13 protein-coding genes are annotated in these 14769 nt (G+C 70.1%); 7 read left to right on the plus strand and 6 right to left on the minus strand.

Annotation, left to right across the window (positions count from 1 at the left end; translation table 11 throughout):
• Positions 1–47 precede the first annotated feature (47 nt).
• Entirely contained in the window at positions 48–2303 is a 2256-nt protein-coding gene (locus ABZ928_RS29065; protein WP_361525110.1) for an MMPL family transporter, read from the minus strand.
• 312 nt (positions 2304–2615) lie between these two features.
• On the opposite strand from ABZ928_RS29065, the gene ABZ928_RS29070 reads away from it, so the two are divergent.
• On the plus strand, positions 2616–3491 hold the full coding sequence (locus tag ABZ928_RS29070) for a S1 family peptidase (protein WP_361525112.1): 876 nt from the start codon (positions 2616–2618) through the stop codon (positions 3489–3491).
• Positions 3492–3549: 58 nt separating this feature from the next.
• On the opposite strand, the gene ABZ928_RS29075 is transcribed toward ABZ928_RS29070, so the two are convergent.
• The gene (locus tag ABZ928_RS29075) at positions 3550–3978 is read right to left on the minus strand and encodes a secondary thiamine-phosphate synthase enzyme YjbQ (RefSeq protein ID WP_361525115.1); all 429 of its coding nucleotides are present in this window, start codon (positions 3976–3978) and stop codon (positions 3550–3552) included.
• A gap of 122 nt (positions 3979–4100) precedes the next feature.
• Here ABZ928_RS29075 and ABZ928_RS29080 point away from each other — a divergent pair, with 122 nt between their 5' ends.
• The 5 genes from ABZ928_RS29080 (at position 4101) to ABZ928_RS29100 (ending at position 8169) form a co-directional block, all read left to right on the plus strand.
• Complete coding sequence (locus ABZ928_RS29080) at positions 4101–4184, plus strand: putative leader peptide (protein WP_349817350.1); 84 nt, start codon at positions 4101–4103, stop codon at positions 4182–4184.
• A 133-nt stretch (positions 4185–4317) separates the two neighbouring features.
• A complete protein-coding gene (locus tag ABZ928_RS29085) occupies positions 4318–5193 on the plus strand; it encodes an ABC transporter permease (protein ID WP_361525118.1) in 876 nt (291 codons plus the stop codon).
• Positions 5166–5903 carry an ABC transporter ATP-binding protein gene (locus ABZ928_RS29090; RefSeq protein ID WP_361525121.1) on the plus strand — a complete coding sequence of 246 codons (738 nt, stop codon included), beginning with the start codon at positions 5166–5168 and terminating at the stop codon, positions 5901–5903. The genes ABZ928_RS29085 and ABZ928_RS29090 overlap by 28 nt, the downstream gene beginning before the upstream one ends.
• A gap of 95 nt (positions 5904–5998) precedes the next feature.
• The gene (locus ABZ928_RS29095; RefSeq protein ID WP_361525123.1) at positions 5999–7021 is read left to right on the plus strand and encodes an ABC transporter substrate-binding protein; all 1023 of its coding nucleotides are present in this window, start codon (positions 5999–6001) and stop codon (positions 7019–7021) included.
• 56 nt (positions 7022–7077) lie between these two features.
• Positions 7078–8169 (plus strand): NAD(P)-binding domain-containing protein, encoded by a 1092-nt coding sequence (locus ABZ928_RS29100; protein ID WP_361525126.1) that lies wholly within the window; start codon positions 7078–7080, stop codon positions 8167–8169.
• A 16-nt stretch (positions 8170–8185) separates the two neighbouring features.
• Here ABZ928_RS29100 and mltG read toward each other — a convergent pair whose 3' ends face one another.
• Positions 8186–9058, minus strand: a complete 873-nt coding sequence (mltG, locus tag ABZ928_RS29105; protein WP_361525128.1) for an endolytic transglycosylase MltG — start codon at positions 9056–9058, stop codon at positions 8186–8188.
• Between the two features lie 43 nt (positions 9059–9101).
• Positions 9102–10904: an ABC transporter ATP-binding protein gene (locus tag ABZ928_RS29110; protein ID WP_361525131.1), complete on the minus strand. Its 1803-nt coding sequence runs from the start codon at positions 10902–10904 to the stop codon at positions 9102–9104.
• A 94-nt stretch (positions 10905–10998) separates the two neighbouring features.
• Between ABZ928_RS29110 and ABZ928_RS29115 the strand changes: the two genes are divergently transcribed.
• Positions 10999–11475: a MarR family transcriptional regulator gene (locus ABZ928_RS29115; RefSeq protein WP_361525133.1), complete on the plus strand. Its 477-nt coding sequence runs from the start codon at positions 10999–11001 to the stop codon at positions 11473–11475.
• Positions 11476–11552: 77 nt separating this feature from the next.
• On the opposite strand, the gene ABZ928_RS29120 is transcribed toward ABZ928_RS29115, so the two are convergent.
• Entirely contained in the window at positions 11553–12950 is a 1398-nt protein-coding gene (locus ABZ928_RS29120) for a cation:dicarboxylase symporter family transporter (RefSeq protein WP_361525136.1), read from the minus strand.
• Positions 12951–13122: 172 nt separating this feature from the next.
• Complete coding sequence (locus ABZ928_RS29125) at positions 13123–14745, minus strand: peptide-N4-asparagine amidase (protein WP_361525139.1); 1623 nt, start codon at positions 14743–14745, stop codon at positions 13123–13125.
• Positions 14746–14769 lie beyond the last annotated feature (24 nt).

Here is a 14769-nt window from a genome sequence, read left to right on the forward strand (position 1 = left end):
GGCGCCGGTCCACCGGGGGATCAGGGGAATCAGAGGAATCAGAGGAATCAGCGGATCAGTTCGTGCTCGCGTTGCAGGTGCGGACGGGAGAACGGCCCGCTCGCCCGGCCCTGGTCGAGCTTCGCGCCCTCGACGTCCAGGTCGGGCAGCAGCCGGTCGAGCCACTTGGGCAGCCACCAGGCCTTCGCGCCCAGCAGGGCGAACAGCGCGGGGACGATGGCCATGCGGACGACGAAGGCGTCGAAGAGCACGGCCGAGGCGAGGGCGAAGCCGATCATCTTGATGAGGTCGTTGTCCTCCGCGATGAAGCCGGAGAAGACGCTGATCATGATGACGGCCGCCGCGGTGACGACCCGGCCGCCGTAGCGGAAGCCGGTGACGACGGCGTCGCCGGGCGCGGCACCGTGGACGTACGCCTCGCGCATCCTGCTGACCAGGAACACCTCGTAGTCCATGGCGAGTCCGAAGACCACGCCGATCATCAGGATGGGCATGGTGCTGATGACCGGGCCGGGCTGGTCGATGCCGAACACGCCGGCGAGGTGGCCCTGCTGGAAGACCGCGACGACCGCGCCGAGTGCCGCGCCGATCGAGAGCAGGAAGCCGAGGGCCGCCTTGAAGGGGATCAGCAGGGAGCGGAAGACCACCATCAGGAGCAGGAAGGCGAGGCCGACGACCAGACCGAGGTAGGGCAGCAGGGCCTTGTCCAGGGTGTGGGAGAAGTCGATGAGCAGGGCCGTCTGACCGGTGATCAGGATCTCCGAGCCGGTGCCGCTCTCCAGGGCGCCCGCGCGGTCGCGCAGGGAGCGCACGAGCTCCTCGGTGGCGGTGGCGTCGGGTCCGGTGGTCGGTACGACGCTGAAGATCGCGGTGTCGCCCGCCTTGTTGGCGGTCGGCGGGGCGACGGAGGCCACGCCCGGCTGCTTGGCGAACTGCGCGCCGATGGTCTTCGCAGTCTCGGCCGCCTTGTCGGACTCGACGGTCACCGTCAACGGGCCGTTGAAGCCGGCGCCGAAGGAGTCCGACAGCATGTCGTAGGCCTTGCGCTGGGTGGTGTCGGTGGCCATCGTGCCCTCGCCGGGCAGACCGAGCTCCAGTTGGGCGGCGGGCAGGGCCACGGCACCGAGGCCGACGACACCGACCAGCAGGACGGCGACCGGGTGGCGCAGGACGAAACGGGCCCAGCGGGCACCGAGGTTGGGCCTCTGCGCGGCCTGCTTGGCGGCGCGCTTGGCCGCCTTGCGCTGCTTGCGGGCCGACAGCGGCTTGCCGCGGAAGGCGGCGCGGTCACGGCGGCGCAGCACCCGCACGGGGGCGAAGCCGAGCAGGGCGGGGACCAGGGTGATGGCGATGAGGACGGCCACGGCGACCGTACCGGCGGCGGCCAGCCCCATCTTGGTGAGCACGGGGACGTTCACCACGCTCAGACCGGCCAGCGCGACGATGACGGTGAGCCCCGCGAAGACGACGGCGCCGCCCGCGGTGCCGACCGCGCGGCCCGCGGCCTCCCGGCGTTCGTGGCCCTCCAGCAGCTCCGAGCGGTAGCGGGAGACGATGAACAGCGCGTAGTCGATGCCGACGGCGAGGCCGAGCATCATGGCGAGCGTCGTCGTGGTCGAGGACAGCCCGAGGACGCTGCCCAGCGCGGTAATCGCGCTGATGCCGACGCCGACACCGATGACGGCGGTGAGCAGGGGCATGCCCGCCGCGATCAGGGAACCGAAGGTCATCAGCAGGACGACCGCGGAGATCAGCAGACCGATCTTCTCGCCGACGCCGCTCATCGCGGTGTCGACCTTGACCGCGTCACCGCCCGCCTCGACGGTCAGACCGTCGGCACGGCCCGACTCGATGACCTTGTCGAGGGCGTCGTGCTGCTTGTCGGTGAGTTCGGTGGCCGACACCTTGTAGGTGGCCACGGCGTAGGCGGTGGTGCCGTCCTTGCTGACGGCGTTGCTCTTGAACGGGTCGGTGACCTGGGAGACCTTCGGATCCTTGCCGAGGGCGGCCACGAGGTCGGCGACGGCCGCCTTGTTCTGAGCCGCGGTGATCCGCTCCCCCTCGGGGGCTCGGAGGACGACCCGGGCGCTGGCTCCGTCGGCACTCGCCGTCGGGAACTTCTCCTCCAGCAGGTCGAAGGCCTTCTGCGACTCGGTGCCCGGCATGGAGAAGGTGTCGGCGGGCGGCGGCGGAGCGGAGGACGCCGCGAATCCGGCACCGAAGAGGACCAGCAGCCACAACAGGACCGTCAGGCCACGCCTGCGGAACGCGAAACGGCCCAGTCGGTAGAGGAACGTTGCCATGGTGGGGGGACTCCCGTCGGGATCGAAGGGCACCAGGACCGAGGACGGACACACGGCTTGCCCGCGCTCGGCTCGCCGGGAAACCAGCGCCTCGAAAGGCTGATGGCAGGGGCTCGACGCGTACTCGAAGTCCGGTGGAGGAGTCCGACCGGAAGTCACAGGGCTCTCACGGAAGGCACGGGGCTCTCACGGCCCTCTTCGGCCGAAGCCCGTCTACCCCTCACCGGGCGCCGCCGGGCACACTGAGGCCCCGGCACCCGCGCGCCACCACATGTCCCCGCACCATGTCCTCCAAGGAATGAGGCCTGGGTGATGAGAGCACGCCGTACCACCATCAGACGTTCAGGGTTGATCGCCTCGGTGTTGAGCCTGCTCGTCGGCGCCGCCCTGGCGGCTTCCGGCCCGGGCGCGGCCGCGGCCCCCGTCGCCCCGTCCGCCGCCGCGGCCTCGGCCGTCGAGTCCCTGGGAATCGCCGGGACGTCCTGGTCCGTGGACGAGCGCACCGGCCGGTTACGGGTCCTGGCCGACTCCACCGTCACGGACACCGCCCTGACCCGACTCCGCGCCGCCACCAGCCGATTCACGAACGCCGCGAGCGTCGAACGGACCGACGGCCGCCTCCGCACCCTCCTCTCGGGCGGCGACGCCATCTACACCTCCGCCTGGCGCTGCTCGGCCGGCGTCAACGTGCAGAGCGGCAGCACGTACTACTTCGTCACGGCAGGGCACTGCACCGACGGCGCGACGACCTGGTACACCAGCTCCGCCATGACCACGGTGATCGGCGCCACCACGGCCACCAGCTTCCCCAGCGACGACTTCGGCGTCGTCCGCTACACCAACTCGGCCGTACCGCACCCCGGCACCATCGGCTCCGTCGACATCACCGGCACCGCCACGGCGTACGTCGGCCAGTCCGTCTGCCGCCGGGGAGCGACCACCGGCGTCCACTGCGGCCGCGTCACCGCCGTCAACGCGACCGTCAACTACGGCAGCGGAGACATCGTCTACGGCCTCATCCAGACGAACATCTGCGCCGAACCCGGCGACAGCGGCGGCCCCCTCTACGCCGGCGACAAAGTCATCGGCATCCTCTCGGGCGGTTCCGGCAACTGCACGGTCGGCGGGACCACTTATTACCAGCCGATCCAGGAGGTGCTGAGCGCCTACGGGTTGACCGTCTACTGACCGGGCGAACCGGCCGAACCGGGCGGGCGAGCCGGCCAGCCGTGCCTGGACGACACCCTCAGGAGCCGGCGAGGAAGGAGACCCGGACCTTCCGCTGCGGGTTGTCCCTGTTCGTGTCGACCAGGCAAACCGACTGCCACGTCCCCAACTCCAGTCTCCCGCCCACCACCGGCAGCGTCGCGTGCGGCGGGACGAATGCCGGGAGGACGTGGTCGCGGCCGTGGCCCGGGCTGCCGTGGCGGTGTTGCCAGCGGTCGTCGGCGGGGAGGAGGGTGTGGAGGGCGGCGAGGAGGTCGTTGTCGCTGCCGGCGCCCGTCTCGATGATCGCGATGCCCGCGGTGGCGTGCGGGACGAAGATGTTGAGGAGGCCGTCGCGACCGGCGGCGGCGTCGCGCAGGAAGGCCTCGCAGTCGGCGGTGAGGTCGACGACCCGCTCCGTGGAACCGGAGGCGATGTTCAGTACTCGGGTGGTGAACGCGTCTGACATGCGGCCATCCTCGCCCATCCGTCCCGCCGCGCGCGCGAACCGCCGCCCAGCGACTGATACCGCGGGTCCATTCCGCGAGACGCCATTGACCATGCCCACGCCAGCTGGCTACTTTCTGCGGCATGTTGCGTTCAGCTCTGCTCACCACGCGCGGTCACATCGACCTGCTGCGGGTGGCTTCCGCCGCGTGTCGTCGCGGCTGCTGACGCCCTCTTTCACACCCCCTCGCGTCTGCGTTCCGCCCTCCCCGCACGTCTGATGCGCGCGCACCCCTGACCGGGATGCCCGCCTGACGCGGCGGCGCCCGGCCGCATCCCCTCCCCCCTCCGTGGAGCACTCATGAGCATCAGCCATGCCCCACCACATCCTCATGAACCCGATATTTCGGTTACATCCACCGCGGACGCCCCGCTCGACCTCGAACCCATCGTCCCCGCCTCCTCCCGCCGCGCCCGCGTCCCCCGCTGGCTGCGCCGCACCACGGGCCCGCTCCTGCTGCTGGCCCTGTGGCAAGTCCTCAGCTCCACCGGTGTGTTGACCCCCGACGTGCTCGCCCCACCGAGTCGTATCGCGCGGGTCGCCGGTGATCTGATCTCCGACGGGTCGCTCACCACCGCCATGGGCACCTCGCTCCAGCGGGTCGCGGCCGGTCTGCTCCTCGGCACCCTCATCGGCACCGGACTCGCCCTCGTCTCGGGCCTGTTCAGGATCGGGGAGGACCTGGTGGACGCGCCCGTGCAGATGCTGCGGACGGTGCCGTTCGTCGGGCTGATCCCGCTGTTCATCATCTGGTTCGGGATCGGCGAGGCACCCAAGGTCGCCATCATCACGCTCGGCGTGACCTTCCCGCTCTACCTCAACGTCTACGCCGGAATCCGTGGCGTGGACGCCCAGTTGATCGAGGCCGGGGAGTCCCTGGGGCTCTCGCGCTGGGGGCTCGTGCGGCACGTCATCCTGCCGGGGGCACTGCCCGGCGCCATGACCGGCCTGCGCTACTCCCTCGGCATCGCCTGGCTGGCGCTCGTCTTCGCCGAGCAGGTCAACGCGGACTCCGGTATCGGCTTCCTCATGGTGCAGGCGCGGGACTTCCTGCGCACCGACGTGATCGTGGTCTGCCTGATCGTGTACGCCTTCCTCGGCCTCCTCGCCGACTTCATCGTCCGCACCCTCGAAAGGCTGCTGCTGCAATGGCGACCGACGTTCACCGGCCGGTGACCGCAGACGCGGTGCGCGTGGCGGGGCTGACCCGTTCCTTCTACGACCGTGCCGTCATCGACGACCTCGAACTCACCGTCCGCAAGGGCGAGTTCGTGGCCCTCCTCGGCCGCAGCGGCTGCGGCAAGTCCACCCTGCTGCGCATCCTCGCCGGCCTCGACCGCGAGATCGAGGGCACCGTCCTGGTGCCGCGCCGCAAGGCCGTCGCCTTCCAGGCGCCCCGGCTGATGCCGTGGAAGAAGGTGTGGCGCAACGTCCTTCTCGGCCTGCCCGGCAAGCCCGCGCGCACCGTCGCCGACCAGGCCCTCGACGAGGTCGGACTGAGCCATCGCTCGGACGCCTGGCCCAAGACCCTCTCCGGCGGCGAGGCCCAACGCGCCTCACTGGCCCGGGCGTTGGTGCGCGAGCCCGATCTGCTGCTGCTGGACGAGCCGTTCGGCGCGCTCGACGCGCTCACCCGTATCAAGGCGCAGCGTCTGGTGGGCGAGTTGTGGCAGCGGCGCGGCTGCGCGGTCCTGCTCGTCACGCACGACGTCGAGGAGGCCGTCCTGCTCGCCGACCGCGTCCTCGTGATGGACGACGGGGTCATCGCCCATGAGGAGCGCATCGACCTGGACCGCCCGCGCGACATCGCCGACCCCCGCTTCGCCGAGATCCGCACGAGCCTCCTGGAACGCCTGGGCGTCGACACGGCCGCGGAAGCCGCCTGAACGAGAACACCCCGCACGCCAACACCCCACGTTCCACGCCCCGCACGCCGACACCCCCACCGCGACACCGACAAGACAGAAAGAACGGAACCCCCATGCGACGACGCCTCGTCCCCGCCGCACTGCTCCTCCCCCTCGCCCTCCTGCTCACCGCCTGCGGTGGCGACTCGTCCGCGAGCACGGGGTCCGGCACCGACGGCAAGGGCTCCCTCACGCTCAACGTCGGTGACCAGAAGGGTGGTTCGGAGGCGATCCTGCGGGCCGCCGGTGAACTCGACGACCTCGACTACAAGATCAAGTGGTCGACCTTCACCAGCGGCCCGCCCCTGCTGGAGGCCGTCAACGCCAAGGCCGTGGACATCGGCGGCGTGGGCAACACCCCGCCGGTGTTCGCGGCGGGCGCGGGGTCGAAGATCAAGGTGGTCGCCGCCTGGCACGGCAACTCCAAGGGCGAGGCCATCCTCGTACCCGACGACTCGAAGCTGAAGAAGACCACCGACCTCAAGGGCAAGTCGGTGGCCGTGGCGCAGGGTTCGTCCGCGCACTACCAGCTGGTCGCCTCGCTGAAGGACGCCGGGCTCTCGATCAGCGACATCAAGGTCAAGTATCTCCAGCCCGCCGACGCGCTGGCCGCGTTCACCAGCGGCCAGGTCGACGCGTGGGCGGTCTGGGACCCGTACACCTCGCAGATCCTCCAGGCGAAGCAGGGGCGCATCCTCACCACCGGCGAAGGGGTGGTCAACGGCATCAACGTCCAGGTGGCCGCGCCGAGCGCGCTCGCGGACAAGGACAAGGCCGCGGCCATCAAGGACTACCTGGAGCGGCTGCGCCGGGCCACAGAATGGGTGTACGACCACCAGGAAGAGTGGGCCAAGGTCTGGGCGAAGGACACCGGGCTGCCCTACGACGTGGCGCTGGCCTCGGTCAAGCGCACCAACTCCACCCGGGTCGCGGTCGCGGTCGACAAGCCGCTCATCGCCTCCGAGCAGGCCATCGCCGACACCTTCACCGAGCTGAAGCTGATCCCGAAGAAGGTCGACTTCGCCGAGTTCGTGGACCCCCGGTACAACGGCGGCCTGCCGGCCTCGACCACGGCTCCGCGCGCCGCGGGGAACTGACCGAAGGGCGCTGACCTCGGGGGAAGATCCGCGACCCCGGCATGGTTGGTAGAACCGTGAACAACACCGAGGTCGTCGTCATAGGCGCTGGTCAGGCCGGTCTGTCCAGCGCCTACCACCTGCGCCGGACCGGTTTCGAGCCCGAGCGCGACTTCGTCGTCCTGGACCACTCCCCCGGTCCGGGCGGGGCGTGGCAGTTCCGGTGGCCCTCACTGACGTACGGCAAGGTGCACGGGATGCACGCGCTGCCGGGCATGGAGCTCACGGGCGCCGATCCCGGGCGGGCGTCCTCCGAGGTGATCGCCGAGTACTTCGCCGCGTACGAACGGACCTTCGATCTGCGGGTGCGGCGGCCCGTCGATGTGCGCGCGGTGCGGGAGGGGGACGGCGGGCGGCTGCTGGTCGAGACCTCGGCCGGGACCTGGGCGACGCGGGCGCTGATCAACGCGACCGGCACCTGGGACCGGCCGTTCTGGCCGCGCTATCCGGGTCAGGAGACGTTCCGGGGGCGGCAGTTGCACACCGCGCAGTACCCGGGGCCCGAGGAGTTCGCGGGGCAGCGGGTCGTCGTGGTCGGCGGGGGCGCGTCGGGGACCCAGCATCTGCTGGAGATCGCCCCGTACGCGGCTTCCACGACCTGGGTCACCCGGCGCCCGCCCGTCTTCCGCGAGGGTCAGTTCACCGAGGACGTCGGCCGGGCGGCCGTCGCGCTGGTCGAGGAGCGGGTGCGGCAGGGGCTGCCGCCGAAGAGCGTGGTCTCGGTGACGGGGCTGCCGCTGAACGACGCGATCCGGCAGGGCATCGAGGACGGGGTCCTCGACCGGCAGCCGATGTTCGACCGGATCACTCCGGAGGGCGTGGAGTGGAGTGACGGGCGGCGCGTCGACGCCGACGTCATCCTGTGGGCGACCGGCTTCCGGGCCGCCGTCGACCATCTCGCGCCGCTCAAGCTGCGCGAGCCGGGCGGCGGGATCCGGGTCGAGGGGACGCGCGCGGTCGCCGATCCACGCGTCCACCTCGTCGGCTACGGCCCGTCGGCCAGCACCATCGGCGCCAACCGCGCGGGCCGTGCGGCCGTACGGGACATCAGACGGCTCCTCGAAGAGCACCTCGACAAGGGCCTCGAAGGGGAAGAGGCCGCCGCCTGACGTCCCGCCCGCCGGGTCACTTCCTGGGAGCCTGCGAAGGACGCGAACTCCCGCTCGGCGAACCGCCGCTCTTCTGCTGGGCGTTGAACTCCGCCACGTTCTTGAGGTGCTCCTCGTAGCTCGCCGTGAACCGGGTGTCCCCCGGCTTCACCGTGACGAAGTACAGCCAGTCGCCCGGCGTCGGCGAGATCGCCGCGCGCACCGCCTCCTCGCCCGGGTTGTCGATCGGGGTCGGCGGCAGGCCCATGCGCTGGTACGAGTTGTAGGGGCTGTCGATCCGGGTGTCGGCCTCGGTCGTCTTCAGCGTGGAGCGGTTGAGGGCGTAGTTGATGGTGGAGTCCATCTGCAACGGCATCCCGCGTTCCAGACGGTTGAAGATGACCCGCGCCACCTTGCCCATGTCGGCCTTGGAGGCCGCCTCCGCCTGGATGATGCTCGCGATGGTGACGGCCTGGTAGACGTTCATCGCGTTGCGCTGGGCACCGGCGGCGACCGGGGCGCCGCTGAACTTCTGGTTCGCCGTGTTGACCATGAACGACAGCAGCGACTCGGGAGTCGACTTGTCGTTCAGCGGATAGGTCGCCGGGAAGAGATAGCCCTCCGGGTTGCCCTCGGCGTCGTTCGGCAGCTTCAGACCGGCCTTGGCGAGCGCCTTCTTGGTGGTGCCGGCCGGGCGGACGAGCGCCTTGTCGACGGCGTCGTAGATCTGGCTCGCGCGCCAGCCCTCGGGGATCACCAGCGAGGTGGGCTTGGCGTCCTTGTCGTTCTCCAGGCTCAGCAGCGGCACCGCCACGGCGGTGCCGGCCACGACGGCCCCGGTCGCGATGAGGACGAGTCGGCCCCGGCGCGTCAGTCGGATCGTGCTCCGTGACGGAGTGTTCTGGTACATGCGGGCACGGTAACCCCCAGATCGTTACAAACCCGGCATATCTTCAGCTTGTCGGTTCCAGTTGAGCATCCCGGCGTACGAGGGCGGCGTACCGTCCGTCCTTCTCCAGGAGTTCCTCGTGCGTACCGCGCTCGGCCACGCTCCCGGAGTCCAGGACCACGATCTGGTCGGCGCCGCGGACGGTGGACAGGCGGTGCGCGATGGTGAGCGTGGTGCGGTCGGCGGACAGGGCGTCGATGGCCTCCTGGACGGCCGCCTCGGTCCGGGTGTCCAGCGCGCTGGTCGCCTCGTCGAGGATCAGGACCGGCGGGTCGCGCAGGATCGTCCGGGCGATGGCCAGGCGCTGTTTCTCGCCGCCCGAGAAGCGGTGGCCGCGCTCGCCGACGACCGTGTCGTAACCGTCGGGCAGACCCGCGATGTGGTCGTGGATCTGCGCCGCCTTCGCCGCCGCATAGAGCTCCTCATCGGTGGCGTCCGGCTTCGCGAAGCGCAGGTTGTCGGCGACCGAGGCGTGGAAGAGGTACGTCTCCTGCGAGACGACGCCGACCGCGCGGGCGAGGGTGTCGAAGTCGAGGTCGCGCACGTCGACCCCGTCGAGGGTGACGCGGCCGCCCGCGACGTCGTACAGCCTCGGAACCAGGTGGCCCAGCGTGGACTTTCCGGCGCCGGTCGGGCCGACGACCGCGAGGCTGCCGCCGGCGGGGACGGTGATGTCGATGCCGTCGAGGATGGCGCGGCTCTTGTCGTCGTACCGGAACTCGACGCCCTCCAGGCGGACCTCGCCCTTGATGGTGTCGAGGTGGACGGGGTTCTCACGCTCGGTGATGTCGATGGGCAGGTCGAGGTACTCGAAGATGCGCTGGAACAGCGCGAGGGAGGCCTGGATCTGGACACCGGTGCCGAGCAGGCTGACCGCCGGGCGGAACAGGCCCTGCTGGAGCGAGACGAAGGCGACGATGGTGCCGATCGAGACGTCCGGGCCGCCCATCTGGAGGGCGAGGCCCGCGGTCCAGTAGATGACGGCGGGCATGGCGGCCATGACGATCGTGATGACGGCCATGCGCCAGCGGCCCGCCATGCTGGAGCGCACTTCGAGGTCGACCAGCCGCTCGGACTCCTCCGAGAAGGACCGGGTCAGCGAGTCGGAGCGGCCCATGGTGCGGCCGAGCAGGATGCCGCTGACCGAGAGGGACTCGGTGACGGTGGCGGCCATCGCGGCCATCTGCTTCTGGCGCTGGGTGGTGATCTTCTTGCGTTCGTTGCCGACGCGGCGGCTGATCCACACGAAGACGGGGAGCAGCAGGAGCGAGACGACGGTCAGCCGCCAGTCCAGGGCGATCATCGCGACGATCGTGGCGACGACGCTGGTGGCGTTGGAGACCAGCGAGGTGGCGGTGGAGGTGACGGTCGCCTGCATGCCGCCGATGTCGTTGGCGATACGGGACTGGACCTCACCGGTACGCGTGCGCGTGAAGAACGCGAGCGACATCCGCTGGAGGCGGTCGTAGACGGCGGTGCGCAGGTCGTGCATGACGCGCTGGCCGACCGTTGTGGAGATCAGGGTCTGGAGGACGCCGAAGACGCTGGTCAGTACGGCGCTGAGGATCATGCCGAGCGCCAGCAGGCTGAGCAGACCGGTGCGGCCCTCGGGGATCGCTACGTCCAGCGTCTCCTTCAGCAGGAAGGGCGTGGCGACCGAGACCAGGGACGCGGCGCCGACGAGGAGGCCGACGACGGCGAGACGCCTGCGGTAGGGGCGGAAGAGTTTCAGGATGCGGCGGACCTGCCGGGGCTGCTCGGGTGAGTCGCCGGCCGGTGTCCACTTGGGTTCGTTGTCGGGGTGCATGGGCTCCTTCGGGAGGCTTGTCGGGTGAGACTCACGGACCATAGCTCATTGTTACCTATACTCACAATGCACAAGGTCCTGTTATTGTTCCCGTATGACCGACCCCGCGCCCGCGACCACCCCCGATTCCGACGGCCTGCTCGCCGAGCAGCTGCTCCGGTTCACCCGGCGTGTGCATCGCATCCAGAAGCGGCACATCGAGCAGAGCGGTCTGGGCATCACCCCGGCCCAGTCGCGGCTGCTGCGCACGCTCGCGCACTACGGCTCGCCGCCGCGGATGGCCGATCTCGCGGAGCGGCTGGAGGTCGTGCCGCGCGCGGTGACGTCGCTGGTCGACGGGCTCGAGGCGGCCGGCAAGGTGCGGCGGGTGCCGGATCCGACGAACCGGCGGGTGATCCGGATCGAGCTGACGGACGACGGACGCAAGGCGCTGCGGGAGTTGCGGGGAGCGCGGAGGTCGGCGGCGGCGGAGATCCTGGAGCCGCTGACGGAGAAGGAGCGCGCGGTGCTGGGTGTCCTGCTGGACACGTTGGTGGACGGGGCTGCGCCCGAGCCGGGGAAGCGGTGCTGAAGACATGAGAGAAGGCCGCGGCGATGAGCCGCGGCCTTCTTCTTCGCTGTGCTGCTGGGGTCAACTGGCTGCTGGGGTCAACTGGCCTCGGAGGCCGTCTCCTTCGTCTTCTGAGCGGGCACGACCGCCTCGGCGGCCCCCTCCTCAGGTTCGAGCTCGGCCTCGGGATCGGGCTCGGCCTCGGTCTTCCCCTCGTCCAGCACCTTCTTCGCCTTCTCCAGGTCCAGCGCCCCCTCCCAGCGGGACACCGCGAAGACGGCGACGCAGTTGCCGAGCAGGTTCGTCACGACCCGCATCGAGTCCATGATGCGGTCCACGCCGAGGAGCAGGGCGACGGCTCCGGCCGGGATCGCGCCCAGCGAGGACGCGGTCGCGGACAGGGCGAGGAAGGCGGAGCCGGGGATGCCGGCCATGCCCTTGCTGGTCAGCATCAGCACCAGGACGACGGTGATCTGCTGGCCGAGGCTGAGGTCGACGCCCACCGCCTGGGCGATGAAGAGCGTGCCGATGGAGAGGTAGAGCGAGGCGCCGTCGAGGTTGAAGGAGTAGCCGGTCGGCAGCACCAGACCCACGGCGTCGTCACGGGCACCGGCCTTGCGCAGCTTCTGCATGACCCGCGGCATGACCGACTCGGTGGAGGCGGTGCCGAGGGCGAGCAGCATCTCCTCGCGGATGTAGCGCAGGAACTTCCAGAGGCTGAGCCCGGTGAGCATCTTCAGCGCGACGGCGAGCAGCGCGATGAACAGCGCGGCGGCGGCGTAGCACAGGATGATCAGCTTGGCGTAGGTCTCGATGACGCCGAGGCCGTAGTTGCCGATCAGGACGGCCATCGCGCCGAACACGGCGATCGGGGCGAGGCGCATGATGAAGCCGACGACCGCGAAGATGATCTCCTGGGCCTGCTCGATGGCGGGCAGCACCTGCGGCACCTTGGTGTGGCCGAGGTGCAGCAGCGCGGCGCCCACCAGGCAGGCCAGGATGAGGACTTGGAGCAGCGCGTTCTCCGCGAAGGCGCCGATGAAACTGGTCGGGATCGCGTTGACGATGAACTCGGTCGTCGAGGGCAGCGAGCCGCCGCCCGTCTTCGCGTCGATCGCCGAGGTGTCCAGGGTGGACGGGTCGACGTTCATGCCTGAGCCGGGCTGGACGACGTTGGCGGCGAGCAGGCCGATGAGCAGGGCGAGGGTGCTCGCGACCTCGAACCAGATCAGGGCCTTGAGCCCGATCCGGCCGAAGGCCTTGAGGTCGCCGGCCTTGGCGATACCGACGACGACCACGCAGAACACGAGCGGCGAGATGATCGTCTTGATGAGCCGGGTGAAGCCGTCGCCGAGCGGCTGGAGGTCCGAGGCGAAGCCGGGCCACAGCTTTCCGACAACGATGCCGAGGACCAGCGCGACGGCGACCTGGGCGAAGAGAGAGGTACGCAATATGCGTGCGACGCGTCGCGGCAGGGACGGGACGGACGGCGGCACGGGCACTCCTAGTGGGGGACGTTGGCGCACAGAAGCACGGACGGGGAACTTCTGCGATACGGAAAGCGGCTTCCGTGGCGATCACTTTGACCGCGCCGTTGATCTCCTACAAGACCGCCGTGTTTCGGCCGCGTAAATCACGCCTTGAGTGACGCATCGCACACAACTCCCGTCAGCAGCCCTGTCGATCCTCGGTGAGCACCCCCTGAACGCTGGTCAGCGAGCGGTCGTAGCAGCGGCCTGGGCCGTACAGCCGGTAGCGCTCACTCGTCGTGCCGACGGCGTGCCGCTGGTCGCGCGGGACGTTGAGCGTCCAGGTGGCGTCGCCGGTATAGGTGTCGTCGAGCCACTGGGTGCGCCGGCCGTCGGTGACGACCCAGGCCCGGTCACCGAGGGTCAGCACGGTCCGCAGCCGGTCGTCCGTGCCGATCGTCGTGGTCCCGTCCATCGTGTACGTCCGGTGCGTGCGCGTGGTCCGGGCCGGGCCGCGTCCGTCGACGGTGACCGACTCGTCGTCCGTCCAGGCCGCCTTGAGCGCGTCGAAGTTCTCGCCGTCGGTCCAGCGGTGCGTGGAGGTGTTCGCCAGGGAGCGGCGGACGGTGGTGGTGACCCGGCCGTGCGAGGTGTCGACGTATCCGGCGACGGTGAGCCGATGGGCACCCTCGGTGTCCAGGCGCTGCTCCGAACCGGGCGTGTACGTCGAGGAGTTGGCGAGGTCGCCGACGGAGTGCGCGGTGAGCTTGCCGGTGACCTGAGCGCGCTTCGCGTCCTGCCAGACGAGGATGTTCACGGGTGCGCTCCAGCCGCTCTGTCCCTCGGGGACGCCGACGACATCCACCTGCACGCGGTGCGGCTCGCCGTCGTTCAGGATCCCGGCGAACGGCGTCAGGTCGTATTCGATCGGCTTGATGTCGAAGGCGCGGGGGCCCGGAACGACGTACCAGAGAAAGGGGTTGGACCAGCCGCCGGTCCACACGTGCGGGAACGGGGCGGCGATTCCGGCGAGTTGGCCGTCGACCGTGATCTGCACCTCCCGGTAGGGGCCGCCGGCGGCCTTGCAGGAGTACGGCGCCTCGTCCGGGACCGTGAGATACCAGTACTCCTCGCAGCCGCCGCCCGAGCCGGTGGCGTACACCTCGGCGACGATGCGTTCGCTGTTGCGCGGGGTGGTGACGGTGCCGTCGGCCGGGGTGAGGACCTGGTCGGGGGCCTGGACGGCGGGACGGCCGGCGTAGAAGGTGAGGGTGACCTTGACGTCGATGACACCGGTGTACGTGCCGTCGACGACGTTCCCGATGAGCATCTCGACGTCCTGGCCGGAGCGCAGGGTGTCGCTGTAGCGGGTGACGTCCTTCTCCACGGACCACTCGATGCCGTCGGGCGACGGCTCCGGCGTCGACGTACGGAAGATCTCGACCCCGCCGACGTGCAGATAGCCGAGCCGGTCGAACTGACGCCCCTTCACCTTGCCGTCCATCCGCAGCACGACCTTGCTCCAGCGGTCGCCACAGCCCTCCGGCGGGGTGTAACTGCCCTTGTACGGCGTGAAATCGCGGAACTGAGCTTCGGCGAGCGTGACTTCGCAGGACTTGCCCGAAGGCTTGGTGACGGGCGGGGCGGCGGTGATGGGGTCGTGCCAGTCGGAGCCGAACTCGGCGGGCACATCGGCGGATTGGACCGACACATCGGCGGATTGGGCCGATGCCCCGGCCGCCCGGGCGGGGGCCGTCCCGAGGAGGGTGCTCGCCACGAGGGTCGCTCCGGCGAGCATGGACATGATGATCCGTCTCTTCATGGCCGGTGTTCTACGGCGAGTTGG

It is taken from the genome of Streptomyces sp. NPDC046909, from assembly GCF_040644695.1.
GTDB lineage: Bacteria > Actinomycetota > Actinomycetes > Streptomycetales > Streptomycetaceae > Streptomyces.

Coding starts and splice junctions, on each gene's coding strand:
- ABZ928_RS29115 (WP_361525133.1), top strand. CDS start 10,999: ATGACCGACCCCGCGCCCGCGACCACCCCCGATTCCGACGGCCTGCTC.
- mltG (WP_361525128.1), bottom strand. CDS start 9,058: ATGTACCAGAACACTCCGTCACGGAGCACGATCCGACTGACGCGCCGG.
- ABZ928_RS29125 (WP_361525139.1), bottom strand. CDS start 14,745: ATGAAGAGACGGATCATCATGTCCATGCTCGCCGGAGCGACCCTCGTG.
- ABZ928_RS29110 (WP_361525131.1), bottom strand. CDS start 10,904: ATGCACCCCGACAACGAACCCAAGTGGACACCGGCCGGCGACTCACCC.
- ABZ928_RS29080 (WP_349817350.1), top strand. CDS start 4,101: ATGTTGCGTTCAGCTCTGCTCACCACGCGCGGTCACATCGACCTGCTG.
- ABZ928_RS29075 (WP_361525115.1), bottom strand. CDS start 3,978: ATGTCAGACGCGTTCACCACCCGAGTACTGAACATCGCCTCCGGTTCC.
- ABZ928_RS29070 (WP_361525112.1), top strand. CDS start 2,616: ATGAGAGCACGCCGTACCACCATCAGACGTTCAGGGTTGATCGCCTCG.
- ABZ928_RS29065 (WP_361525110.1), bottom strand. CDS start 2,303: ATGGCAACGTTCCTCTACCGACTGGGCCGTTTCGCGTTCCGCAGGCGT.
- ABZ928_RS29095 (WP_361525123.1), top strand. CDS start 5,999: ATGCGACGACGCCTCGTCCCCGCCGCACTGCTCCTCCCCCTCGCCCTC.
- ABZ928_RS29085 (WP_361525118.1), top strand. CDS start 4,318: ATGAGCATCAGCCATGCCCCACCACATCCTCATGAACCCGATATTTCG.
- ABZ928_RS29090 (WP_361525121.1), top strand. CDS start 5,166: ATGGCGACCGACGTTCACCGGCCGGTGACCGCAGACGCGGTGCGCGTG.